General features: G+C 64.8%; 29 protein-coding genes and 1 tRNA gene. 22 read left to right on the top strand and 8 right to left on the bottom strand.

All coding sequences use genetic code 11. The features are described from left to right. Positions 1–7 precede the first annotated feature (7 nt). The 21 genes from LJ737_RS20695 to LJ737_RS20595 all read left to right on the top strand — a co-directional run bounded on the left by LJ737_RS20695 (position 8) and on the right by LJ737_RS20595 (position 12,933). Positions 8–2,053: a hypothetical protein gene (locus LJ737_RS20695; protein WP_227768662.1), complete on the top strand. Its 2,046-nt coding sequence runs from the start codon at positions 8–10 to the stop codon at positions 2,051–2,053. Further along, positions 2,054–3,064 (top strand): hypothetical protein, encoded by a 1,011-nt coding sequence (locus LJ737_RS20690; RefSeq protein ID WP_227768661.1) that lies wholly within the window; start codon positions 2,054–2,056, stop codon positions 3,062–3,064. A gap of 9 nt (positions 3,065–3,073) precedes the next feature. Beyond that, positions 3,074–3,595, top strand: a complete 522-nt coding sequence (locus tag LJ737_RS20685; protein ID WP_227768660.1) for a DUF5977 domain-containing protein — start codon at positions 3,074–3,076, stop codon at positions 3,593–3,595. Positions 3,596–3,607: 12 nt separating this feature from the next. Continuing rightward, positions 3,608–4,189 (top strand): hypothetical protein, encoded by a 582-nt coding sequence (locus tag LJ737_RS20680; protein ID WP_227768659.1) that lies wholly within the window; start codon positions 3,608–3,610, stop codon positions 4,187–4,189. 88 nt (positions 4,190–4,277) lie between these two features. After that, the gene (locus tag LJ737_RS20675) at positions 4,278–5,678 is read left to right on the top strand and encodes a hypothetical protein (protein WP_227768658.1); all 1,401 of its coding nucleotides are present in this window, start codon (positions 4,278–4,280) and stop codon (positions 5,676–5,678) included. A gap of 3 nt (positions 5,679–5,681) precedes the next feature. Next, on the top strand, positions 5,682–5,987 hold the full coding sequence (locus tag LJ737_RS20670; protein ID WP_227768657.1) for a hypothetical protein: 306 nt from the start codon (positions 5,682–5,684) through the stop codon (positions 5,985–5,987). Next, positions 5,987–7,591: an SGNH/GDSL hydrolase family protein gene (locus LJ737_RS20665; RefSeq protein ID WP_227768656.1), complete on the top strand. Its 1,605-nt coding sequence runs from the start codon at positions 5,987–5,989 to the stop codon at positions 7,589–7,591. The genes LJ737_RS20670 and LJ737_RS20665 overlap by 1 nt, the downstream gene beginning before the upstream one ends. A gap of 83 nt (positions 7,592–7,674) precedes the next feature. Next, entirely contained in the window at positions 7,675–8,115 is a 441-nt protein-coding gene (locus LJ737_RS20660) for a hypothetical protein (RefSeq protein ID WP_227768655.1), read from the top strand. After that, positions 8,115–8,498 (top strand): hypothetical protein, encoded by a 384-nt coding sequence (locus LJ737_RS20655; RefSeq protein WP_227768654.1) that lies wholly within the window; start codon positions 8,115–8,117, stop codon positions 8,496–8,498. The genes LJ737_RS20660 and LJ737_RS20655 overlap by 1 nt, the downstream gene beginning before the upstream one ends. Beyond that, entirely contained in the window at positions 8,495–8,860 is a 366-nt protein-coding gene (locus LJ737_RS20650; protein WP_227768653.1) for a ubiquitination-like system serine protease family protein, read from the top strand. The genes LJ737_RS20655 and LJ737_RS20650 overlap by 4 nt, the downstream gene beginning before the upstream one ends. Continuing rightward, a complete protein-coding gene (locus LJ737_RS20645) occupies positions 8,857–9,159 on the top strand; it encodes a hypothetical protein (RefSeq protein ID WP_227768652.1) in 303 nt (100 codons plus the stop codon). The genes LJ737_RS20650 and LJ737_RS20645 overlap by 4 nt, the downstream gene beginning before the upstream one ends. Then, positions 9,128–9,406, top strand: a complete 279-nt coding sequence (locus LJ737_RS20640; RefSeq protein WP_227768651.1) for a hypothetical protein — start codon at positions 9,128–9,130, stop codon at positions 9,404–9,406. The genes LJ737_RS20645 and LJ737_RS20640 overlap by 32 nt, the downstream gene beginning before the upstream one ends. A gap of 3 nt (positions 9,407–9,409) precedes the next feature. Next, a complete protein-coding gene (locus LJ737_RS20635; RefSeq protein ID WP_227768650.1) occupies positions 9,410–9,973 on the top strand; it encodes a glycoside hydrolase family 108 protein in 564 nt (187 codons plus the stop codon). A 17-nt stretch (positions 9,974–9,990) separates the two neighbouring features. Then, positions 9,991–10,194, top strand: a complete 204-nt coding sequence (locus LJ737_RS20630; protein WP_227768649.1) for a hypothetical protein — start codon at positions 9,991–9,993, stop codon at positions 10,192–10,194. A 20-nt stretch (positions 10,195–10,214) separates the two neighbouring features. Beyond that, a complete protein-coding gene (locus LJ737_RS20625) occupies positions 10,215–10,556 on the top strand; it encodes a hypothetical protein (protein ID WP_227768648.1) in 342 nt (113 codons plus the stop codon). Between the two features lie 237 nt (positions 10,557–10,793). Continuing rightward, entirely contained in the window at positions 10,794–11,246 is a 453-nt protein-coding gene (locus LJ737_RS20620; RefSeq protein ID WP_227768647.1) for a hypothetical protein, read from the top strand. Positions 11,247–11,399: 153 nt separating this feature from the next. After that, positions 11,400–11,867 (top strand): hypothetical protein, encoded by a 468-nt coding sequence (locus LJ737_RS20615; protein ID WP_227768646.1) that lies wholly within the window; start codon positions 11,400–11,402, stop codon positions 11,865–11,867. 11 nt (positions 11,868–11,878) lie between these two features. Further along, on the top strand, positions 11,879–12,025 hold the full coding sequence (locus tag LJ737_RS20610) for a hypothetical protein (protein WP_227768645.1): 147 nt from the start codon (positions 11,879–11,881) through the stop codon (positions 12,023–12,025). A 1-nt stretch (position 12,026) separates the two neighbouring features. Beyond that, complete coding sequence (locus LJ737_RS20605) at positions 12,027–12,200, top strand: hypothetical protein (protein WP_227768644.1); 174 nt, start codon at positions 12,027–12,029, stop codon at positions 12,198–12,200. Positions 12,201–12,210: 10 nt separating this feature from the next. Next, complete coding sequence (locus LJ737_RS20600) at positions 12,211–12,651, top strand: hypothetical protein (protein WP_227768643.1); 441 nt, start codon at positions 12,211–12,213, stop codon at positions 12,649–12,651. Between the two features lie 102 nt (positions 12,652–12,753). After that, positions 12,754–12,933, top strand: coding sequence for a hypothetical protein (locus tag LJ737_RS20595; RefSeq protein ID WP_227768642.1), 180 nt, complete (start codon positions 12,754–12,756; stop codon positions 12,931–12,933). Positions 12,934–12,974: 41 nt separating this feature from the next. Here the strand turns inward: LJ737_RS20595 and LJ737_RS20590 are convergent, their stop codons facing one another. From LJ737_RS20590 to LJ737_RS20555, 8 genes are all read right to left on the bottom strand, one after another. After that, a complete protein-coding gene (locus tag LJ737_RS20590; protein ID WP_227768641.1) occupies positions 12,975–14,186 on the bottom strand; it encodes a site-specific integrase in 1,212 nt (403 codons plus the stop codon). A gap of 217 nt (positions 14,187–14,403) precedes the next feature. After that, a tRNA-Ser gene (locus LJ737_RS20585) sits at positions 14,404–14,491 on the bottom strand. Positions 14,492–14,544: 53 nt separating this feature from the next. Further along, on the bottom strand, positions 14,545–15,651 hold the full coding sequence (locus LJ737_RS20580) for an asparaginase (RefSeq protein WP_227768640.1): 1,107 nt from the start codon (positions 15,649–15,651) through the stop codon (positions 14,545–14,547). Between the two features lie 93 nt (positions 15,652–15,744). Continuing rightward, a complete protein-coding gene (locus tag LJ737_RS20575; RefSeq protein ID WP_227768639.1) occupies positions 15,745–16,512 on the bottom strand; it encodes a TatD family hydrolase in 768 nt (255 codons plus the stop codon). Between the two features lie 135 nt (positions 16,513–16,647). Next, entirely contained in the window at positions 16,648–17,757 is a 1,110-nt protein-coding gene (locus tag LJ737_RS20570) for a glycosyltransferase (protein ID WP_227768638.1), read from the bottom strand. A gap of 4 nt (positions 17,758–17,761) precedes the next feature. Then, the gene (locus LJ737_RS20565; protein ID WP_227768637.1) at positions 17,762–18,391 is read right to left on the bottom strand and encodes a polysaccharide deacetylase family protein; all 630 of its coding nucleotides are present in this window, start codon (positions 18,389–18,391) and stop codon (positions 17,762–17,764) included. 172 nt (positions 18,392–18,563) lie between these two features. Continuing rightward, the gene (locus tag LJ737_RS20560; protein WP_227768636.1) at positions 18,564–19,694 is read right to left on the bottom strand and encodes a glycosyltransferase family 4 protein; all 1,131 of its coding nucleotides are present in this window, start codon (positions 19,692–19,694) and stop codon (positions 18,564–18,566) included. Between the two features lie 108 nt (positions 19,695–19,802). Then, positions 19,803–21,179, bottom strand: coding sequence for an oligosaccharide flippase family protein (locus LJ737_RS20555; protein ID WP_227768635.1), 1,377 nt, complete (start codon positions 21,177–21,179; stop codon positions 19,803–19,805). A gap of 182 nt (positions 21,180–21,361) precedes the next feature. On the opposite strand from LJ737_RS20555, the gene LJ737_RS20550 reads away from it, so the two are divergent. Next, positions 21,362–22,459, top strand: a complete 1,098-nt coding sequence (locus LJ737_RS20550) for a GumC domain-containing protein (RefSeq protein WP_227768634.1) — start codon at positions 21,362–21,364, stop codon at positions 22,457–22,459. Positions 22,460–22,495 lie beyond the last annotated feature (36 nt).

Here is a 22,495-nt window from a genome sequence, read left to right as displayed (position 1 = left end):
TTGAGCCGTGGCCGTTTCATCTCTCCGCTGGTTTCTGGTACTGCTGGGCACCCGCTTTCCGTGTACGCCGGAAGGCGTTGATACCCTTGTGCGGGCCGCGGAAGAGGACCTGACGCGCTTCTTCGCCCGCGACAAACTGGAAGGCGAGGCTACGTTTCGCGGGCAGGATTTCACCTATCTCTACGCCGTTGAGCGCAGCAGCGACCGGGGCGGGGCGGTGTATTTGGAAGCGGAAGCTTGGGATGGCAAAGCTTGGATTAGCCGGCGCGTGGGGCAGTTCACTCTCAACGAGGTGAAGTGGAACGTGGCGGATTGCGTGTGCAAGGTGAGTCTAAAGCCTGCCGACGACTACCAAGCCCTGTTGGAGGCGTGGGAGAAGCCGGTAAACGTTCTGGCCTACACCGGAGCCCGGGTAAGCAGCAGCACCAACCTGCGCGAGCTGGGTATTTACACCAACGCCGAATCGGGTGGCATCACGGACGGCACCGCGTTGGAGTTCCGGCGTATCGACAAAGGGCAAGAGGGCGACGTGGCCGGCACGGACGGGTGGGCGGTATTCTTACGCAGCAGTTCGTGGATTTCCGGCACGCTGACCCACGGCGGGGTCCGCGAACGGATGCTGCTGCTGTTTCGCTTGGTGAAGCGCAACGTCCCAATGGTGCTCGATGACGACGGGGTAACGTATCTGCCCGTCGACCTGACAGCTACAGGCTGGGAGGTATACAGCGACGACCGCACCGTTACGCCCCCGGTGGCGCATTACGTGAAGCCTCCGCAGATTGCCGGCTTCAAACCCTACGAAATCACTCACTACAACGACTGGAGCCGTAAGTACGGCGCCGAAATACTGCTGCTGCCCTGTGGCGCCGCGAGCCCAGGCACGGACTATGTTCAGGTTACCGGGCCAGACGGTGTAAACCTGGGGGGAGAGGAGGGTGCCAACAACGAGCCCGAGTGTCCGACGTGCCTCAACGTGCGGGAACAAGTGAACCGCACCAACTGCAAAAGCTTGTGGTGGCGGTTTGGTCGGTTCCGCTTTACCCGGGGTATTCCGCTCCTGGAGGCCTTGAACCACGTACTGCGCGGCACGCTGCCCCGTTTGGCGCCTACGCTTGCGGCGGACCTCTCGCAGCACTTCAGCGCCGCCACGAGCTACGCCACCGGTGCCAACCCAGCGGCCAACGAGCTGCCCGGCCTGCTGGTAGCTGCTGCCTCGGACGTGAAGCGCTACAACGTTTCCGACCCAGCCCGCAAGCTCAAGTTGACCCTGAAGCAGTTTGTCGAGGATTTGTGCACCATGTACGATTGCGGGTGGTTCATCGACGGCAACGGCAAGTTTCGCATTGAGCACCGCAGCTTGTTCGCGCCCGATCCGGACACCACCGTTGATCTGACCGGCGGCCCCGCCGCGGGCGGCCCGAACGAGTACGAGTACCTGCAGGCCCTGTTGCCGCGCAAGGAAGTGCTGAGCATCACCAACGCCATCAGCGAGGAAAGCGCCTCGGTGAACTTCCGCGAAGCCGCCATTGAGTACGAGCCCGCCGAAACCAACACCCGCGAAGACGAAAACACCAGCACCCGCACCGTCACCAAGCTGACGGGGGACGTGGCCGGGATGGTGCTCAGCGGCGACGCCTTGCCCGATGACGCGCTGGTCGTCTTGGCCCCGGGGCCCGGCGGCTTGCTGCGCCAAGGCAACCGGCCGGTCTCCGCGGCGCAGCTGGTGCGGCGTTACCACCGCTTCGGGCGGGTGAAGCTCACCGCCACGGTAAACGGCGAACCGGTGGTTTTCGCCGGCCTGCGCCCGCAACGCAAGCAGGCCGCGTTCGTGGCGCCGCTCTGCGACCTGTCGGCCTTGCCCTACGGCGTGACCGTGCACACAAGCCTGAGCCGCGTGGCCACCCTGCAACAAGCGCGCTGGAACATGGCCAGCGGGCAAGTGGAGGTCACCCCGCTGCTGCCCCCCTTAACCGGACTGGGTCCTGCGACCGGCCTGCCCGGCACGCCCAAGCAATTCCACACCGGCCAGTTCAACCAAGATCAATTCGCCTAAGTGAACCTCTCCGTCTTCCCCCTGGGGCCTGTGGCCTACCCGCCCGACGCCGAAGCACCCGGCTGCGCCGCGCCGTGGGGCGGCCCGTACGCCGTGGCGGCGCCGGCCGGCGGGCTGTTGCCGTTTCACTGGGCCCGCCCCCACAGCGCCACCCGGCGGCTGGACTGCGCCGACGTCATCGATGCCGAGACTGAGGCGGTGGTGCAAGCCTTGGTGGTCGACCCGGCTACCCCGGGGGCGCCGCTCTACCTGCCCGTGGAGCTGTACTATGACGCAGCCAGCAACACCGACTACCTGCTCTACTACGGCGACCTGATCGACGGCCTGGCCCTGCCCTGCGGGCGTCGACTACGCCTGCGGCTGGACAACGAAGTGGTCTCGCCGGTCTTCGTGGTCTACGAGGACTTGTCGGCCGCGCCCGTGCTGGAGTGGTGGCACGACACCCCGCTCGGGTCGGTTCCCTACGGCACGGGCTTGCACCAGCGCTTGTACATGCCCGGGGCCACCGTGTGGCACGGGGAGCCCAAGGAATACAGCGAAACCAGCAAAGACGCTTTCGGGCGCGACGTGCTGGACTTTCGGGCCGTGGCGTCCACGGCCACCTTTACCACACCGCCGCTGCCGGCGTGGCTGCGCGAGGCGTTGAGCGGCATCCGGTCGCACGCGCACGTGACGCTCTCCGATTTCCCCGAAACGCGGGGCGAACGAGTGGCGCTCAGCTACGACGCCGCCGACCGGTGCCGCTCGTCGGTGACGGTGACGGTGGAGGCGCTGGAAGTCGTGACCACGGCCGCCGGCACTTGCGCTGCCCCGGCGCCCCTCGTGGCCGTGCCGGTGCCGGAAGACGGCTACGCGGTGCGGGGGTGGCGCTGCGGCGACACCAGCGACACGGCGGAAGACTGGCAAGACACCGGCCTGACCCGCTGCGAGCAAGACACCACGGCCACTTGGCAGGACACCGGCCGCACCCGCTGCGCGCAGGATTCCTTCTCCGGGGGCTCCGAAGAATAATCTACTTACATGGCAAACACCGGCCGCGTCGAGAAACAACAGCGGGACATGAACCCCAACAGCCCCACCTACGGCACCGTGCGGTGGGTGGATGCCGGGTACACCGACCTGACGGCCTGCCCCTTGCCCACGGTGTTCCGCTCCGCGCGCATCAGCGAGTCGGTGACGCGCAACGACTGCCCCAGCGGGCAGTTTGGTTCGGCGGTGACCTACACCTTGCCGGACGGCTACAAAACCAGCGCCATCAGCCAGGCGGACGCGGACCAGCAAGCGCAGGCCTACTTCGACGCCACCAAGCAAGCCTACGCCAACGCCAACGGCGTCTGCGACACCCAACAGGCCGACCAGTGGGCCCCGCTCTACTACACCAGCGGATCCAGCGAAGGCTGTTTCCGCTGCCTGATGTACAACACCAACGACCCCAGCGACGTGCGCGCCGCCACGGAGGACGAAGCCACCAACTACTTCGTGGCCTACAACACCACCGGCACCGTGCCGTGCGGTTCCTGCTCTGCAGTCATCAACCCCTAACCCCTTTTTCTCATGGCATCGGTAGACAACCCGACAATTCCCGCCGATTGCGCGTCGTTTCCGGCGCCCACGGTCCTCTTCGCCGACTGCGCCTCGTCGGCCGACATCGGCCGCGGCGGCTTCGGCTGGGTCGTATTCTCCAAACAGCCCTTCGCGGCGGCGCCTTCCCTGACGGAGGTCACCACCCGCTTGGCGGCCAACGACGACACGAAAATGATCGTCTTCAAGCTCTCGGAGGGCGGCATGCCCGCCGTCGACGCCCCGGAGCTGCAGTACGGCAACGACACGATCAGCGCCGGCCCCGCCGACCGCACCATCGACGTGACCATTCTGGAAACCAACTCCACCAACGTCGAATTCGCCCGCCTCACCCAGGCCGGCGGCGGCTACAGCGGGCACTGGTGGCCGGTCACGCTCGACGGCAAGTACATGCGCGGCGGGCAGAACGGCATCAACGGCCGCCTGAAGCTCAACTCGGTCATTCCGACCGGCCGGGACGACGCCCGCACGCTGACGGGGCAGATCCGCTTCCGCAGCCAGTTCGAGCCCAAGCAGGGCGCCAACGTCTTCCCCTTGGGCCCCGACGAAGACTAAGCGCTTCGCCCTGTAGCAACCCCGCCGCACCGGTGCCGCTTTCGGCCCCTTGGTGCGGCGGGGTTCTTTGTGTCAGCCCCTACGCACTATGGCACAGATCACCCGCCCGCAGTTCATCAGCCTCATCGTCCAACTGCTGGAAACCCCTGCGGCGTGGCCGATAGACTTCCGCGACGTCGGGACCCTGCTGCGCAACGCCGCGGACAGCGCCTTTTTCAAGCTGGACGACCAGATCCCGCAGTCGAGCGTCATCGGCCTGATTGCCCGCCTGAACCGCTTGGAGTTGAACGCCGGCGGGGCGGCCTCGGAAACCGCGGGGATTCAGGTCTTCGAAGACCTGCAGGCCGATCCCGGGGTGGTGCTCGTCAAGCAAGGCGACAACGTGATTGCTACGTTGGGCACAGAAGGGCGCCGCTTCCAAGCCAAACGCGACCTGACCCGCAGCGCGGGGTTTTTCCCGGTGCCGACCGGACTTGCCGCCGACCTGAATTGGAAGGAATTACCCATCGGGGGCCGGGGGTACAACCCGCTGGTGAGCGGCGGGTACGCCGCCATCAAAGACCTGGCCGACAACGAGCGGCTGCAGACCGGCAAGTTCTACACCATCTTCCGCGACAACGGGGAGCCGGACGTATTTGTGCAGGCCACCTCGGCCACGACGCTCGGCTCGTACGCCGTCGAAGACCCCACCGGCGCCAATACCCCCGGCTACTACGACCTCGCCACCGACTCGTTCAGCAAACTGGACTTTTCGCGGGTGGCCGCGGTGCGCGTCACCCTGCCCGGGGAAGAAGCCGCGGGCTACGGCGACCTGGCCGCGGCGGCGGACGGGGCCACAGCGGCGTTCGGGGGCTTGGACGAATGCACGCTGCTCGTGGCCGATGGGCAGTTCATCGGCAGCAACGTCTACTTGGACAACGCCGCGGCGCTGGTCGGCCTGCAAACGGGCATCGTGGTACTCGCTGGGGCCACGCTGCGCCTGCCCACCAGCGAAACCCAGGGCGTGTACATCTCCGGCGGCGGGGGCAGCGGCACGGTGGTGCTGCAGGGCACCATCCGCAACAGCCGCTTGCTGAGCGCGGCCCAAACGGTCACCACCTCCTGCCGGGTGTACAACAGCGAGTTGGGGCTGACGACAGTCGCCAGCGGGGCCACGCTCACGATCGGGGCGGGCTGCATCCTGCCGCCCTCGTTCTTCGCGGGCATGACCGTGCAAGGGCAGCACACCTACACCACCCCGCAGGGCGGCACCGTCTCGGACGAGCGCGGGGGCGGGGAAGACTTTGTACCCATCGCCGAAAACCAGTACAGCACGCACCCGGCCTTCACCTCGCAAGCCGCGCTGAACGCCTACCTGCTGGGCGGTACGTATTCGCCGCCCCCACCCGCGCCGACCGGCTTGACCGTGACCGGGCGCACGGCGGAATTCGACCTGGCTGCGGGCAAGAGCGCGGCCGATTACGAGTACCAATTCACCCCGACGCCCTAAGCCATGTTGGAGCCCATCGAATACTTCGACTTCCCCGACCGGGTGCCGGCGGAGCTGACACCGGAGCTACAAGCCTTTGTCGACGCCCAACCCGACGCCGCCATCTACACGCCGGCCATCATCAACGGCTTGCGCGACAAGCTCAAAGAGGTGGTCGATGCCTTGAACATTCTGCGCGGCACCACCACGCCCGCGCCCACCCAGCCGGCGGCGCCTACGGGACTGGCCGTCAGCGGCCGCACCGTCACGTTTGACCTCGCCAGCGGGAAGGCCGCGGCGGATTACGAATACCAATTCACTGCTCAGTAATGGCCTACTCCGCCCTTCCTTCCCCCGTCACCGCCAACGGCAAGGTTTCGTTTACGCTGCCCGGCACGGCCGGCGGCTCGGTGTCTGTTCGCCTCAAAGCCGCAGGCAGCACGCCGGCGGGGCTGGCGTCTACGGCAGCGGTCGACGGCCCCGCCGCCATTCCGGTGCTGTATAAGCCCACTAATGCACAGCGCAACTACGCCGGCTTCTTCCAAGACGAGGGAGACCATCTGCGCACCGACAGCTTCGCCGCCTTCACTTTCGTCGGAGGCAAGAGCAGCTACCCCCTGCAGTACTGGTCAAACCTGCCCGACGCCGCCCCGGCGCAAGGCAACAGCATCGGGGTGCTGAACGTGAAGGTCGACGGCGTGCCGTTTGCCAGCTTCGTGCCGCCTACCGACAGCAACGGGTTACAGGAAGTCACGCTCCCGGGTTTGCCCCTGACAGGCGCCGGCCCCGGTGGCAAACCGCTGATCGAGCTGATCGATTCGGCTCACTCGGAGCCGAGCACGCACCAGTTTTCCACTTGGGTAGGCGTGAAGGACACGAGCCCGGTTACATTCGTGGTGCCGTCGGTGCCGGACGCCGATGTACTGCTCATCGGCGACAGCATCACCACCGGGCAATACAGCACCAACGCGGGCTTGGACGGGTTCGCGGGCCGCTTCCGCGAATGCTTCTTAGCCGAGTTCGGCACGTCGGTAGCCGTTTCGCTGCGCACTTGCGGCAGCATGTCGCTCTACATCGAGTACGGCGCGGCCACCGACATGAACGTGCGGCAGGCCATCATGGAAAGCCTGCTGGCCTACAAGCGCAGCACCTCCGCGGGTAAGATTACGCTGATTATGGAGCACCAGCGCAACGACCGGTGGCAGCGCAACGTGTCGGCCGCCGCCTTCCAGGAGTACGCGGCCGACTTCGTGACCCGCTTCTACAACACCTTCCCGGCCGGGTCGGTGCTCTATTGGATTACCTGCTTCGACTTCCCGGGCGACGCTACCAAGGTGGCGGAGACGCGGCAAATTCTAGCCGACATCAAGGCCCAAGACCCGCGCCTGCGCCTGATTCCAGGCGATTCGATTCTGACCCAGGCCGAAATTGCCGCGGGCGACGGCGTGCACCCGGCCCCGCAGTACAGCAAGCTGGGCGGGGAACGACTGTTCGATTTCGTCAAAGCTGACTTCGGCGGCGCCCCCACCTCGGCGCCCACCGGCTATCTGCTGAACCCGGATTTCACGAACGGCGAAACCAACTGGACCCGGTTTGGAGACGGCTCGACGGGGTTCACGGTGTCGGGTGGCGTGCTGCACATGGCCAACACAGGCGGCGGGTTCTTCTACCAATACATCTCGCAGATGGTAGTAGGGCAGACGTACCGGGTGCACATGAACGTGTTGAGCCTGACGGCGGACGCCGGCAGCGGCCTGAACTTCTTCATCAACCCAGACAACGAGCCGGGTATGTTCGACAAGGTGTACGACACGCCCGGCTACCGCTATGCCGATTTCGTCTTCCGCGGCACCGATCAGGGCTTCGGCATCCGGGCCGTGGGTGGCGGCAACGTTGTGGCCGACATTGATTTCGTGCAAATATCCCCGGTCTAACACCTGCCTCCGCCTCCCGCCTCCCTGCCTCCGCACACCTACCTGCAATCATCCCCCTCTCTCCACCCCATGATTGCCCCGCCGTGATCTTTCCCCTTTCGCTGCTGCTGCAGACGTCGAGCATTTGGTCTTACATCGTGCCCTTCATCGGGGCGTTACTCTCCCTGGGTGTCGGCTACCTCCTGGCGCGCCTCAACCGCTCGTACTCGGAAACGAAAGAGCAGAAACAAGCGCGGGAAAAATCCGAGCGTGAGCAAGAGGATTGGAAAAAGAAGGTAGACGCCACGCTTGAAAAGTACCACGACCGCATGCTGGGCTTTCAACAACAACACGAGCGGTTTGCCGAAGGCTGCGCACGCGACCAAGAGGCCATCAAAGCCGAGGTGCAGGAAGCCAAGCGTGCCCTGCAAGAAGTGGCCCTGCTGCGCAATCAGGTGGAAAACACCAACAAAGCCTTGGAGGAAGTCAAGATGGAGCTGCGCGACCTGAACAAGAACTTTTTGGAATTCTTCCGCACCCGCTGATGCACAAACCCGCCCCGCCCCGCCGCACCTTCTGGCAACTGCTCTTGCGCTCCGTGATGGAGAACGAGCGGTTTTCGCCCCGCCTGCTCACCACGTTTTCCTTCGTGCTGGCCGCCCTGCTGCTGCTCTGGCGCGGGGCCGTGGTGCGCCCCGAAGTCATCAACGGCATCCTCGTGACCGGGTGGCCGCCCGAGTACATCTGGGCTACGCTGTGCGCCTTGATTGCCGCCCTGCTCGGGCTGGGCACGCTGGCCAAGATCAAGTTGGAAGGCCCGCCGCCCGCGGCCGATACGCAGATCACCGCCGAACAAGCCACCGTAACGGGCGGCCCGGTTTCGGTCAACCCCAACCCCAACGCGCCCGCCGGGCAATCTACCGAATGACCCCTGTCTTAACACCTCACCCCGCAAAGCCCGGTGGCTACACCTTCAAATGCCCCGGCTGCGGAGGAACGCACCTGGTTACCACGGCGGAACCTAACGGCAATGGTATGGCCTGGGGCTGGAATGGCAGCTTAACGCAACCAACGTTCAGCCCCAGCCTGCTATTCATAAGCGGCCATTATATACCCGGATACAGCAGCCCTCGGTGCTGGTGTGATTACAACCGAGAGCATCCCGACGAGCCCGCGCCGTTTTCATGCGGCGTCTGCCATTCATTCGTGCGTGAGGGACATATACAGTTTTTGGGTGATTGTACCCACCCGCTGGCCGGGCAAACCGTGCCTCTATCTGCCCAGCCATGACCCGCACCCGCCGAAACCTGCTGATTATGGCCGTGGTCTGCGGCCTCTGCCTGCTGGCCTTGTACCTGCTGCCTGGCTGCCAGCGCAAGCCCGACCCCACCGCCCACCTGATTGCCCAGCGCGACGCCTACCGGGATTCGCTGGCGCTGTGCCGCGGCCAATTCCGCCAACAACTAGCCCAACTCAAGTATGGACAGATTGCGAAAGACCCTGCTGCTGCTTGGCCTGATAGCGCCATTGAGCGCGGCCTCGCAAACCCCTACGGGGATGATTTGCACGCCCCGCGCGCAGGCCGCTAAGAACCTCGACTCGCTGCGCGCCCTGCCCCTGGTGCGGGAGATGCTGGCGGGGAGCCGGCAGGAAGCCCGGGCCCTGACCCTGCAGCTGACCCGCACCCAGGCCCAAACGGCGCAGGCCAACAACGCCTTGCTCGTCAGCCTAAACGAAGCGGCCCTGTGGAAAGCCAAAGCCAAACGGCGGGGCCTCATCATCGGCGTGGGCGTGGCGGTGCCGGCGGCCCTCGGATTGTACACCATTCTCAAATAAGCTATGGCCGACTTCGCTACCGCCTACAAGATTACCGCCCAACACGAGGGCGGCTACGCCAACAACCCGGCCGACACCGGCGGAGAAACCATCTTCGGCGTGTCCCGCAACAACTTCCCCAAGTGGGTTGGATGGGCCGTAGTCGACGGCCTAAAGAAACGGGCAGGGTTCCCCGGCACCGCCGAAGCCAGCGCGCAGTTAAAGGTCATGGCGGCCAACTTCTACAAAGAGCAGTTCTGGGACGCCTTCAAGCTCGACCAGGCCAACAACCAAGCCATTGCCAACGAGGTGTTCGACACGGCCGTGAACATGGGCGTTGGCCGGGCGGCGGGCTTTCTGCAGCGGGCCATCAACGTGACCAACAAGCGGGGCCAGTACGCGCCGGACGTGACGCCGGACGGCAAGGTAGGCGCGGCCACCATCACGGCCCTGAACCAACACAAGCGCCCCCAGGACGTGCTGAAGGTCCTCAACGCGCTGCAAGGCGAGTTCTACGTGCGCATTGCCGAGCGCAACCCGACCCAGGAAATCTTCATGGCCAGCTGGCTTAGCCGGGTGAGCTTTTAACTACCAACCCCAACACCATGAGCAATCTGTCTAACGAAGCCCGCGCCGCCGTCTATGCCCTGCTGGGCATTGCCCTGCTGGCCGCCCTCTACACGGCCTATGACCACTTCATCGGCCAAGGAGCCGACTGGTACGAAGTCGCCTTTATTGCCGGCGCCCTCGTTTTGGCGGGCATTGTGTACAGCGTCAGCCGCAAGCCCAACCTGAACAAGCGGGGCTGATGCTCGGGCTGCTGATTGCTTTGTCGATACTGGCCGGGGCCCTGCGCGCCTGCCACGACTCCCTGACGCACTCCCCCGGCGTGGGCAAGCTCTCCAAACTCGGGCCCTGGTGGAACTCCGCCACCAGCTGGAAGCGCAAGTACAAGAACGAAGACCCCAACCAAGGGCCGGCCTACTTCGGCGCCACGTCCTGGCTGGTGAGCTTTTCGGACGCCTGGCACGCCACCAACGCCCTGAGCTGGTGGGCGGCCGATGCGGCGCTGTTCGTGGCCGCGTGGCCTGCCTACGGGTGGCTGGCCCTGGTGCCGGTGGCGCTGCGCCGGCTGGTGTTTCAACCCCTCTACCTGTGGCTCCGGAAATGAAGACCAAACGCCGCCGCCCCGTCTGGCAGTACCAGCACCAACGCCGCTAGCCCATACAGGAATTTTCGGGATAAAATAGGACGCACATATAATTCCCATATAAAACCCGGATTTCTCATAGGCAAATGCCCTATGCACTGCGCAAATGGCCTTTTTAAAACTGTATGAGCGCTTATGAGCGTCTATGTGCTCATAAAAAACCCGGATTAAACCCGGATTTCTGTCCTGATATTTCCTATGAATACCTTCCTGGAACTACAGGGCCCCGCCCGTCAGCTCATTGTCCGGCATGAGGCCACCATTCGGCAGATACTCGGCTTCGTGCCCAATGCTATCTACCGCATCGACGTCCTGAGCCCGGTGTTTACCAAGTACACGCTAGGCCCCATCCCGGGCACCGACCAATGGGCCATGCTGCACCACTTCACCGGGCCGGACCCCGACCCGCGGGCCCATGACCACCCCGTACGGTTTGAAAGCCACGTCCTAGCCGGCTCCTACCGGGAGCGGGTGTATGAGAACGGAGGGTTTGCCGATGTGCTGCGGCCGGCCGGGTCGTCCCACGTCATTGAGCCGACCTGTATTCACCGGCTCCTGGACTTGCCCGAGGGGGAGTGCTGGACGCTCTGCCTAGCCGGTCCAGTAGTACGGGCATGGCGTCACTACGACGAAGCGGAACTGCTCCCCTGATCTTGACCAACCGGGTCGGGCCCGCCCTCTCTCCCATAGCGCGGCACGCGGCGGAGAGGGGGCGGTGTTTTTATGCACTTATCCACATGCAGAATGTGGGTAAATAATGAGTCAAAATATTGACTGTCAGTGAATTAATTGCGTAATTAGAGCATGGATACCGCCGAAAAAGACCGCCTCAAAGCATTCATTCTTGACCATTTTCCTTTCGATGAATTGAAGGAGATGGGCTTCTGGCAGAAGGGTACCCGCCGCAACGACTACGAAGCGCAGGCCGCCCGGGTGTGCCACTATTTTGGCTACAAGTCGGTGTATGAGTATGGCCGCGAACTGCCGGAAGTGCATCAAGTAACGGAGTCGGTAGCGGTGGGCAAGTTCCCTGACACCGTGAGCGAGTCGGGCGAGTTGAAACAGGGCGGTGGCTTCATGCTGACCACCGGGTCGGGCTCCGCTTTCGAATGCCCGGCCTGCACTTGCCCACAGGACGCCACAGACTTTAAGCGGTGGCGCACGGCCCGCAACGTTTTCACAGCGGTAAGGTGCCAAGGGTGCAAGCGCCCGCTGGAAATATTCACCTGCCCGCTTACTGGCAAAATCGAAGTGTCCGAAAAGCCCGCCTAGTCCCCATGTCCATGCCTGACTTTGAATACTTCGACCTCTACGGCGAGTGGCCGGTGTACTCCCGTGCCGGCTTCCTGCAATTCCGTTTCCTCGGCTACTCCGCCAGCTATTGCCGCCTCAAAAGCCTTCACCGCAAACGCCCGTACCGGGCCCTGTGATATGATCTTGCTGATTTTCGCCTGCCTGTTGTACGGCGGCATTGCCGGGGCCATCCTTGTGTTGGGCCTCATTAGCGACCTGCCCGTATGGAAGGCCGTGCTGTCGGGACTGGGCTGGCCGGCGCTGCTTTGGATCACCGGCTGGCACATCATCAAAGACGACTTGCAACGATAGCCTAGTCCCCATGTCCACTACTCCCGATACCCGCGGTGCCGCCCAGTCCGTTGCCGATCTGCCCGAGCACCTGCTAGCCATGTGGCAGGCCGACATCACGGCGTTGTCCCAGGTGAAGATGCATGGCCCGATGGTCGAACTGATCTTGCCGCTGTCGACGCTTACCAGCAAGTTCGTCAGCGTGTTTGTGAAGCCGCACCACGAAGGCGGGTGGTGGGTGCATGACAACAACTACTTGGAAACCGACGCCTATTATGTTGGCGACGAAGCCAGCACGGCCGACCACGGCCACCGGCTGCAAGAAGAGTACGACGTAAGCTGCTACTTGGCAGACGGGCAGGCGGTCTTCTTCAAACACATCACCGACCCCGCGCTGCTTACCTCCGCCGTGCTCGACATGGCGCAGTTTATTCAGCTGTCGGTGAACCTTGCTTACCTAGAAGCTGCCTAGCCGCCGCGCCCCGCTTCCTTCCTGGTTGCGGGGCGTTTCTTTTTATTGCAGTTTAGGTCGTGAAAGTATAATAATCCCTTTCTTATTATTTCCTGAGCTAACATGGCCCATTGGGATGCTACCCGACTGAAGGTGTACGGCGTGCTGCTCTTGCTCGGGCTGGCCGTGGTGTTCATACTGGACAAGGCGGGCGTCATCGATCTAGATAAGCCCTCGCAGAACCTCCCAAACACAGAAAACCCCGGCCAGGGCCAGGGCGTCAACGGTGTGGAACGGCGGTAGTAGGGTGTTCGGAACAGGCGTGTAGGCAGGCTAGGGTGGTATTAGGCAGCGTCGGTTTCGGCGTCGCCGAAGGCTTTGTTGAATTCACGCGACACCAGGTCCTCCCCGGCGCGCACGTAGTATTGTTCGGTCATGGCAATGGTGCGGTGGCCCAAGGCTTTCGACACGGCGGCAATGCTGACCCCGGCATCCAACCAGAGCCGGCCCGCGGTCTTGCGGCCGATGTGGGTCGTCAGCTGCTCGGGCTTGATGGCGAGCCCCGCCACCGTGGCGACTTCCTTCAGCATCCGGTTGTACACCTGGTTGGTGGGCACCGGCAACTGGTTGCCGTACTTCTGCAGCAGTTCCTTGGCAGGCTTGAGCAACGGGATGGTGGCCTGCTGCCCGGTGCTGTGCTGGGTCTTCTGCCGGCCCATGTAGATCATGACTTCCCCGTTCAAGTTCAGGCCCACGTCCCGGGTCACGTCGAAGCGCTTGAGGTCCGCGTACGCCAGGCCGGTGTAGCACTGGAACAGGAACACGTCGGCCACCCGGCGCAGCGCGTCGGCCGCAAAGACGTGGGTGTGCAGGCGCTGCACGTCCTGCCGGCTTAGGAACAGCGGGGCCTTGGTGGGCTCAAACGAGGGGGCGAAGTCTTCGAGCGGGTTGGTGGCCGCGTACTTGTAGCGCTTGCACCACTTGAGCAGCTGCTTGACCACCTGCACGGTTTTGCCGGTGTAGTTCTGGCTCAGATCTTGGTGGCTGCGCATCCACACGACGAACTGTTCCGCCACGGACTCGGTGAGCATGTCGGGCAAGGCCTTGGGCATGCCGTGGTGCGCGAGGAACTGCAGCAGCAACGCGGTCTTGCGGCGGTAGCCGTCGTAGGACGCCTTGGTGATGGTCTTGCCGACGAGTAGGTGCCGCTGTTCGTGCCAGAGCAGGGTTGCAGCCGCCAGGGTGACGCGGGGCTGGTCGCGTTTCAGGTAGGCGTCAAGCAACCCCTCGGCCGTCACCAGTTCGTGGTTGCGCTCCATCAGGTAATAGATGCCCTCGATGTCCGTTCGGATCTTCGAAAGCACCCCGTTGTCTTGCCGGGCCTTCACGCCGTTGCCCTTGAGCGTTTGGCGGGTGGCGTCCCAGTCGCGGCGCAGGCAGGTGACGGGCGTGGTGAACTTCTGCCGCTGCTTGTCCACCGTAATGCGGCAGAGGATGGCGCCGGAGCCGGCCGCGGTTTTGCCCTCAGAAGGGCGGTACACGAAGCGTACCTTCATAAAGTGTCTCATGGCTTTCGCATTTTACTAACGATGTTAGCAAATAGACGAAAGAAGTCCGAAATGGATTGTGCCGGGCCGCGAATTATTTTGCCGGGCCGCTGCCGGGTCCGCCGCGCACAGTGCCCCACCAGGGCAAAAACCGCGTTTTCAGGGGGGCTCAGGGGCAAAAAGAAACCCCCGCCGGGTGAATCGACGGGGGCTGCTAAACAAAGGGCAGAGAGGATGGGATTCGAACCCACGATGACCTTTTGGGCCATACACACTTTCCAGGCGTGCTCCTTCGACCACTCGGACACCTCTCTAGGTTGCGGAAAGCTGCGCAAAGTAACGCGGCATTTCGCACATACGCAAGCCGCTACAAGCGGATGCCGGCGCCGGCGGCCGGGTTCAGCGAGATTTCGCCGCGCAAGTCACTCATTAGCAGGCGGCGCGTGGCGGCCGCGTCGTGGCCGAGGCCGAGCACATACATGAGTTTGGTGATGGCCGCTTCGGTGGTGATGTCCTCGCCGCCAATGACGCCGAGTTCGGTGAGGTGGGCGCTGGTTTCGTAGCGGCCCTGAATGACGCGGCCTTCCTCGCACTGGCTGACGTTGAGCACGAACACGCCGCGGGCGGTGGCTTCGCGCAGGCACGCGAGAAACCACGGGCTGGTGGGCGCATTGCCCGAGCCGTAGGTTTCGAGCACGCAGCCGCGCAAATCGTCGGCGCCGAGGATGGCGCGCACGGTGCGCTCGGTAATGCCCGGGAAGAGCTTGAGCACCACCACGCGGTCGTCGAGCTGCGGGTGCACGCGCAGGGGCCCGCCGGGCAGCAGGCGCATCAGGTTGTCGTGGAATTCCAGCTCGATGCCGGCGTGGGCCAGGGGCGGAAAATTCTCGCTTCGGAAGGCCGAGTACCGCTGGCTTTCCACCTTCTTGGCCCGGGTGCCGCGGATGAGCACGTCGTTGAAGAACACGCACACCTCGGGCACGCGCACGGTGCCGGCGCGGGGGTGGCGGGCGGCGGCAATTTCCAGGGCCGTGACGAGGTTGCGGCGGGCATCGGTGCGGATGCGGCCCACGGGCACCTGCGCCCCGGTGAAGATGACGGGCTTGCCCAGGTTTTCGAGTAGGTAGCTCAGCGCGGCGGCCGAGTAGGCCATGGTGTCGGTGCCGTGCAGCACCACAAAGCCGTCGTACTGCGCGTAGTGTTCCTGCAGGATGCCGGCCAGCAGCAGCCACTCGGCGGGCGTCACGTTGCTCGAGTCGATGGGCTCGGGCAAGCTCAGCACGGAGACCTGCATGCCGAGGTGACGCATTTCGGGCACCTGCTTGCGGATCTGGGTGAAGTCCATCGGCACCAGCTCGCCGCGCTTGTTCACCGACATGCCCACCGTGCCGCCGGTGTATATCACCAGCACCGAGGCCGGCTGCTGCCCCGGCGCCGCGGCGGCCGAAGAATCAACGATGATCTGAGGCTCCAAAAGGTGAGGTTGTAAAATGGTGAAGTTGTGAAATAGCAGATAGCGAAACAGTTCAGTAAAAGAAGGCCAAAGAGCTCTTCACAATTTCACCCTTCACAACTTGAACAGCTCCGCCGCGTTGCGGGTGGTGGCTTCGGCAATGTCGGCCACGTCGCGCTGCAGCAGGTCGGCCACGCGCTGGGCAATCAGGGGCAGGAAGCTGGGCTCGTTGCGCTTGCCGCGGTGGGGCACCGGGGCCAGATACGGACAGTCGGTTTCCAGCAGCAGGTGCTCCAGCCCGACGTGGGGCAGCACCTGGTCGAGGCCGCCGTTTTTGAACGTGGCCACCCCGCCGATGCCGAGCTTAAAACCCAGCTTGATGGCGCGTTCGGCCTCCTCCTTGCTGCCCGAAAAGCAGTGAAATACGCCCGTGAGCGTGCCGTCCTGAGCCGCTTCCACCAGCTCGGCGGTTTCGTTGAAGGCGTCGCGAGTGTGGAGCACGATGGGCAGCTGGTGCTTTTTGGCCAGGTCGAGCTGCACTTTCAGCGCCTCCTGCTGCCAGGCCAGGGTGGTTTTGTCCCAGTACAGATCCACGCCGCACTCCCCCACCGCCGCAAACGGGCGCTTCGCGAGCCAGTCTTCCACGCGGTACAGCTCCTGCTCGAAGTCCTTGAGCACGTGGCAGGGATGCAGGCCCATCATGGCAAAGCAGTGCTGGGGGTGGCGCGCCTCGGTTTCCAGCATCACGTCGATGCTGGTGTGGTCGATGTTGGGCATCAGGATGGTGCGCACGCCGGCGGCGTAGGCGCGGTCCAGGGCTTCGTCGCGGTCCTGCTTGAACTGCTCGGCGTAGATGTGGGCGTGGGAATCGGTCAGGACCACGGATGTAGAAGGTTTTCCGGATTTGGCTTACGCTTTCCTCCGGTTCACGGGTTTGGGGACAATGGGGGACGGGACAAAGCTACGAAAGTGGGCTGCACGGCGAATTGCCGCGCGGCCCCGCAACCCATGCCACCGTCATTGCCGGTAGCGCCGGCCTTTCCACTCGAAGGCGCGGCCGCTCAGGCGAAACCACGTCAGGCCAGCCGTGACGGCCAGGGTGTAGAGCTCGAACAGCGGCAGCAGGTGCAGGGGCGCGCGGCGGCCGGCGTGGCGGAAGGCGCTGCCGGCCAGCAGGCCCTGGGCTAGCATTTTGGCGCCCCAAATGCCCAGCACCGCCCCGGCGCCCCCGTGCCAGCCGGCCACGGCCAGGGCTGGGTAGAAGCCGGCGTAGTAGATCAGGCCCGCCTGAATGTGCGCCGGCAGGGCTTCCACGCCGCGCAGCCAGCGCCGCCGCTGGTGCAGCAAGCCGCGCCAGGTGGCCATCGGCAGCGACTCAGCCAGCACCGCGGGCTCGAACACGTTCCGCCAGCCGAAGCCCCGGGCCAGCACGGCCCGAAACAGCTCGTAGTCCTCCGTGACGGAAAACGGCAGCGTTTCGTAGCCGCCCACGGCCTCGTAGGCGGCGCGGCTGATGAGCATGTTGTTGCCCATGGCCGTCACGGGCTGCCCGCGGTCCGACACCATCTGCACCAGCGCCAGCGACATCAGCCAGTCGAGGCCCTGCAGGCGGTCGAACAGGCGCGGGCCGCCCACCACGGTCAGGCCGGTGACGGTGCCCGTGCCCGGCTGCCAGTGGCCCAGCAGGCCCGGCACCCAGCCGCGGGGCAGCTCGATGTCGGCGTCGGTGATGAGGAAGAAGTCCGTGGTGGCGGCCCGGGCCAGGTGGGCTAGTACGTTGGCCTTGCCGCGGGCCAGGCCCAGGGTGTCGGTGATGGGCAGGATGCGAAACGAGCCGGCAAAGCCCCGCATGACCTCGGCGGCCACGGCGGCGGTGCGGTCGGTGCTGGCATCGTCGCCGAGCAGCACTTCCAGGCACGCGGGCGGGTAGTCGAGGGCCCGCACGCTGCGCAGGCAGCGGCCGATGGCGGCTTCTTCGTTGCGGGCCGCAATGAGGATGCTCACCCGGGGCGGCGAGCTGGGCAGCGGCCGGGCCCGCGGCACCCGGCGCCGGCTAAAGAGCAGCCAGGAGCCCAGCAGCACGGCAAACCAGCCGGCAAAAAACGCGCACAATGCCCAGATCAGCATAGGTCTAGAGCGCGCCAAATTGGTAGCCCCGTTCGCGCAGCGCTTCGAGGTAGCGTGGCAGCACGTAGCGTAAGTTGGGGCTGGCCTTGAGGCTGTCGTGAAACACGACCACCGCGCCGGGCCGGGTGTAGTGCAGCGCTTCACGCAGGCAGCGCTCGGGGGCGTAGGCGCGGTCGTAGTCGCAGGTGAGCAGGTCCCACATCACCACTTGGTACTCGGGCTGCAGGGTGCGGTGCAGGCCGGGCGTGATGCGGCCGTAGGGCGGCCGGAAAAAGCGCGGGGCGCCGGGCTGCAGCGCCTCCAGGGCCTGCTGGCAGCGGGCCACGTCCTGCAGGTAGTCCGCGCGCGGGGTGCTCCAGCCGCTGCGGTGGTGGTGGGTGTGGTTGCCGAGCTGTTGGCCGGCGGCCAGCACCTGCCGGGCCACGTCGGGGTGACGCTCCACGTTGTCGCCCACGCAGAAAAACAGCGCCTTGGCGTCGAAGCGGGCCAGTTGCTCCAGCACCCAGGGCGTTTCTTCGGGAATGGGGCCGTCGTCGAAGGTGAGGTAGACGGTGGGCGCGGCAGCGGCCGGCCCCTGCCAGACGGCGCCGGGCAGCCAGCGGTGCATCACGTCGGGCAGGCGGTGCAGGCGCATGAAGAGCGGGAAAATTGGTGGCGGCGCGAAGGTAAGCCCGCCCGGTCAGACTGACGCCGCAGCCCGGAGTGGCGCATCTTGCCTTCCGCGGCCGACTTGGCAAAGCCTCTGACGCCCATTGCTAAACCCGCTTACTTAAATAGTAAACCTCGTTAACAAGCTAACTTCTCCCCTACCGCAGCGCGGCTTCCACGCTGGCCCAAAGCCGCCGGGCGCTTTCGTCCCAGCCAAAGCGTTGCGAGTTTACCAAACCTTGCTCAATTAACCGCGTCCGCAACGCCTCGTCCGTGTCGAGTTGGGTGAGAGCGGCGGCCAGCTCGTCGACGGAAAAGGGGTCGGCCAGCAGGGCGCCGCCGGGGCCGGCCACCTCGGGCATGGAGCTGCGGTCGGAGGTGAGCACCGGGCAGCCGCTTTGCTGCGCCTCCACGATGGGAATGCCAAAGCCCTCGAAATAAGGCACGTAGGCGCAAGCCCGGGCCGCCGCGTAGAGCCGCACCAGGTCTTCGTCGCTGACGCGGCCGGTGAGCTGCACCGCGCCTTGGTGCTGCATCTGCTGGTACACGTCGAAAATGGGCCCGGCTTTCCAGGCCTTGCGGCCCACGATGAGCAGCTGGGTATCGGAGCCGGTCTGGATTTTGAATTGGTCGAAGGCCCGCAGCAGGTTCACCAGGTTTTTGCGCGGCTGCAGGGCGCCCACAAACAAAATGTAGGGCCGGCCGCCGCTGAATTGCCGGCGCACGGCCGTTTGCGCGGCGGCGGGCAGGGGCCGAAAGTGCGCATCGGCCGCGTTGTAGACGATGTCGATGCGCCCGGGGTCGACGCCGTAGGTTTGCACCAGGTCCTGGCGGGTGGCCTCCGACACGGCCACCAAGCGGCGGGAGGCGCGCACGAAGCGCGGGAAGAAGAAGTGGTAGTACTGGCGCACCAGCCAGCTCACGTCCTGCGGAAAGTGCTCGAAGGCCAGGTCGTGTACCACCGTCACGCGCGGCACCGCGGTGCGGAGCGTGGTGAAGCCGTCGGTGCTCAGCAGCACGGCCGGGCGGTGGCGGTGCAGCCAGGCGGCCACCGCGCCCTCGAACCAGGCCACGAACAGCAGCGGGTGCCGGGCCGGCGGGTTGAGCACGTGCGGCACCACGTTTGGGGCAAAGAGGTAGCGCGGGTCGAAGGCCCGGTCGAACAAGAAGTGAAACGTGTGCTCGGGGTGCTGCTGCACCATGCGCCGCAGCGTTTCGTAGGTGAAACGCCCGATGCCCTCGAGCTGGTCGCCGGGCAGCAGGAAGCGGGTGTTGACGGCTATATCCAAATGTGCTTCGCTTCGCTAATGGGTTTGAATGTGCTAATGTGCTGATTGCGCGCCGCAGGAGCCGCGTCTGCGTGTTGCCCGGCGGGCCAGGCTGGCGGTCAGGTCCGCTTAGCCCTTGCTCTTCAGGGCCGCGCGCAGCTCCCCTACCCTGACGACGCCGGTGCCGAAGAGCAGGCCCACGAAGAGCAGCCCGGCCACCACGCTTTCGGCCAGCCAGGGCAGCTGGGCGTAGGTTTGCAGCCCGTACCACGCGGCGCAGAGCCCGCCGAAGGTCAGGCCTAGCCGGGCCAGCAGGCCCCAGGGCACGGCCACGCCGGCGCGCTGGCGCACCAGCCACACGTAGCCGCCCGACACCACCACGGCGCAGACGAGCGTGTTCAGAGCCCCGGCCACGGCCCCGTAGCGCGGCAGCAGCACCACGTTCAGCCCAATGTTCAGGGCGATGCTCAGGGCCACCAGCCAGCTTACCGGCCGCTCGTGTGAGGTGCTGGTGAGCAAGGTGCTGTAAATGGCAAAAAAGGCGTGCACCAGCACGTTCAGGAACAGCAGCTGGGCGCACAGCGTCATGCGGGCCAGCTCGGCGGGGGTGCTGTGCTTGAACTGAAAAAACAGCAGCTCGCCGTGAAACAGCACGAAGGCGGCCACGAACAGCAGCGGCACCGTGGCCACGCGCTGCCCGAACCAGAGCAGCTCGCGCTGCTCCTCACGGCTGTGCAGGGAGTGGGCAAACTTGGCGAAGAACAGCGGCAGCACCGTCCAGAGGTACATCATCACCGCGTCGACCCAGCGGTAGGCGCCGGCGTAGTAACCCGCCTCCTGGGGCGAGGCCAGCCGCTCGATCATCAGCATGTCGATGCGCTCGTTCATGCCGTAGAGCAGGGTGATGAGCGCGAAGGGCAACGACCCGCGCAGCAGCTCGCCGGCCTGGGCGCGCCGCGGGCGCCAAGCCACCCGCCCAAACAACCGCGTGACCAGCCCATACAGCAGCACGAAGGTGAAGGCCGCCGCCGCCGTGCGCATGCCCACGTAGCGGTCCAGGGTAATGCCGACGGGCAGCAGGGCCAGCACCAGCCCGAGCATCAGCGCTTTTTCGAGCACCGAGAGCCAAGCATCGGTGCGGAAGTGCTGGTGGGCCTGCACGGCCCCGCGCAAAAACTGCGCGTACTGCGTCAGCAGCAGGCCCGCCCCGATCAGGGCCAGCAGCGTGAGCGTGTGGCCGCGGTAGCCCATCAGCCAGCCGCCGGCTACCATCACCACCAGAAACACCACGCTCAGCGCTCCGCGCAGGGGCAGCACCGTGGGAAAATACTCCGGCAAAAAGCCCGGCTCGGCCGCCACGCGCTTGGTGGTGTGCTGAGTAATGCCCAGGTCCGACACCGAGGCCAGCACCAGCGTAAAGTTCAGCAAGGCGGCAAACGTGCCGAAGGCCGCGTTGCCGATGCGGTCCTGCACCACGTTCTCGGCCAGCACCCAGCCCGGCTTCACGAGCAGGTTGAGCAGGACGGCTAGGCTGATATTTCCGAAAAAGCGTTTGATGGCGGCGAGGCAGGAAGGTGGGCCGCAAAGCTACCAAAAAGCGGCGCGTACCCGGTTTTTGTGGTAGCTTTGCCAAGTCCGCCCCGGCAAGTTGGCCGCGGCGGCGGGCTGATTCTTCTTTTTTGCGCTACATGTCCGCACGCCCTTACTCTTTATTGGGCCTTTGGCCGATTGTTAACCGGTGGAAATACCTGGTGCTCGGGGCCGTAAGCCTGGCCGCCGTCATCAGCATCGTGGTGGCCCTGACGCTGCCCAACATCTTCAAATCCACGGCTGTTTTTTATCCCACCAACCCGCAGACCACTGACCCCGACCGCATTGTTATCGAAGGGGGCAAGCTGGAGTTGAGCGGCCGCACCGAGGACATTGACCGCGTCATCACCATCGGCAACTCGCAGCCGGTGGCCGAGCACATCATCCAGAAATTTCGCCTGCAGCAGCACTACAAAATCGATACGACGGGCAACGCGGAGCTGGCCGAACAGGCTGCGCTGGACGAGTTCAGCGGCAACCTGACCATCATGCACTCCGACCGCGACGCCATCGAGCTGACGTTTCAGGACGAGGACAAGCAGCTGGCCGCCCGCGTGGCCAACACCCTGGTGAGCGTGATTGACTCGTTTAACCAGCAACTCACGCTCGAAAACCGCCGCCGCGTGCTCGGGCTCTACCGCACCCGTTACGATTTCCTGCAGAGCGAGTACGACCGCACGCGCAAAGCCCTGCTCGAAGGCCGCCGCCGCTACGGCATCTACGGCCTGGAGCAACAGTCCCGCTACCTGGGCATGGAAATCATCAAAACCGAAACGGCGCTGCGCCGGGCCGAAGCCGCTGGCAACGCCGGCGAGGTGCGCGAACTGCGCCGGGCCCTGCACGCGCTGACCCATGCCGACGGCGGCAACGTCATCAACCTGGAGAACTACGTGCAGGGTACGGATTCGATGACCACCCTGTACGCGCGCTTCAACGACCTGCAGAGCCGCTTGGTGGGCGCCAAATCGGCCTACGAAACGGCCGAACTGGCCATTAAAGGCCGTATTTCTTCGCTCTACGTGGTGCAGAAAGCCTACCCGGCCGCCAAGAAATCCAAGCCCATCCGCTGGCTGATCGTGGTGTCGTCGATGGTCATCACCTTCGCCCTCTCGGTGGTGGTCATTGCGCTGCTGGAAATTTACCGCAGCAACGTGGGCCGCTTCCGCACCCCGGCCCAAGCCCCGCAGCACGCCTAGTGCGGCGGGTCGCCCCGGTTCGTTTTATCCGCTTTC

This window comes from Hymenobacter sp. 15J16-1T3B, from assembly GCF_020711235.1.
Classification (GTDB): Bacteria; Bacteroidota; Bacteroidia; order Cytophagales; family Hymenobacteraceae; genus Solirubrum.
This window is presented reverse-complemented; position numbering and strand designations above follow the sequence as displayed.

Excerpts from the sequence above, each read along its gene's own strand:
- LJ737_RS20670 (WP_227768657.1), top strand. The coding sequence starts at position 5,682 with ATGTTGGAGCCCATCGAATACTTCGACTTCCCCGACCGGGTGCCGGCG.
- LJ737_RS20605 (WP_227768644.1), top strand. The coding sequence starts at position 12,027 with ATGATCTTGCTGATTTTCGCCTGCCTGTTGTACGGCGGCATTGCCGGG.
- LJ737_RS20650 (WP_227768653.1), top strand. The coding sequence starts at position 8,495 with ATGACCCCTGTCTTAACACCTCACCCCGCAAAGCCCGGTGGCTACACC.
- LJ737_RS20665 (WP_227768656.1), top strand. The coding sequence starts at position 5,987 with ATGGCCTACTCCGCCCTTCCTTCCCCCGTCACCGCCAACGGCAAGGTT.
- LJ737_RS20630 (WP_227768649.1), top strand. The coding sequence starts at position 9,991 with ATGAGCAATCTGTCTAACGAAGCCCGCGCCGCCGTCTATGCCCTGCTG.
- LJ737_RS20570 (WP_227768638.1), bottom strand. The coding sequence starts at position 17,757 with ATGCTGATCTGGGCATTGTGCGCGTTTTTTGCCGGCTGGTTTGCCGTG.
- LJ737_RS20620 (WP_227768647.1), top strand. The coding sequence starts at position 10,794 with ATGAATACCTTCCTGGAACTACAGGGCCCCGCCCGTCAGCTCATTGTC.
- LJ737_RS20685 (WP_227768660.1), top strand. The coding sequence starts at position 3,074 with ATGGCAAACACCGGCCGCGTCGAGAAACAACAGCGGGACATGAACCCC.
- LJ737_RS20645 (WP_227768652.1), top strand. The coding sequence starts at position 8,857 with ATGACCCGCACCCGCCGAAACCTGCTGATTATGGCCGTGGTCTGCGGC.
- LJ737_RS20640 (WP_227768651.1), top strand. The coding sequence starts at position 9,128 with ATGATTTGCACGCCCCGCGCGCAGGCCGCTAAGAACCTCGACTCGCTG.
- LJ737_RS20590 (WP_227768641.1), bottom strand. The coding sequence starts at position 14,186 with ATGAAGGTACGCTTCGTGTACCGCCCTTCTGAGGGCAAAACCGCGGCC.
- LJ737_RS20615 (WP_227768646.1), top strand. The coding sequence starts at position 11,400 with ATGGATACCGCCGAAAAAGACCGCCTCAAAGCATTCATTCTTGACCAT.
- LJ737_RS20655 (WP_227768654.1), top strand. The coding sequence starts at position 8,115 with ATGCACAAACCCGCCCCGCCCCGCCGCACCTTCTGGCAACTGCTCTTG.
- LJ737_RS20680 (WP_227768659.1), top strand. The coding sequence starts at position 3,608 with ATGGCATCGGTAGACAACCCGACAATTCCCGCCGATTGCGCGTCGTTT.
- LJ737_RS20595 (WP_227768642.1), top strand. The coding sequence starts at position 12,754 with ATGGCCCATTGGGATGCTACCCGACTGAAGGTGTACGGCGTGCTGCTC.
- LJ737_RS20635 (WP_227768650.1), top strand. The coding sequence starts at position 9,410 with ATGGCCGACTTCGCTACCGCCTACAAGATTACCGCCCAACACGAGGGC.
- LJ737_RS20610 (WP_227768645.1), top strand. The coding sequence starts at position 11,879 with ATGCCTGACTTTGAATACTTCGACCTCTACGGCGAGTGGCCGGTGTAC.
- LJ737_RS20600 (WP_227768643.1), top strand. The coding sequence starts at position 12,211 with ATGTCCACTACTCCCGATACCCGCGGTGCCGCCCAGTCCGTTGCCGAT.
- LJ737_RS20675 (WP_227768658.1), top strand. The coding sequence starts at position 4,278 with ATGGCACAGATCACCCGCCCGCAGTTCATCAGCCTCATCGTCCAACTG.
- LJ737_RS20565 (WP_227768637.1), bottom strand. The coding sequence starts at position 18,391 with ATGCGCCTGCACCGCCTGCCCGACGTGATGCACCGCTGGCTGCCCGGC.
- LJ737_RS20550 (WP_227768634.1), top strand. The coding sequence starts at position 21,362 with ATGTCCGCACGCCCTTACTCTTTATTGGGCCTTTGGCCGATTGTTAAC.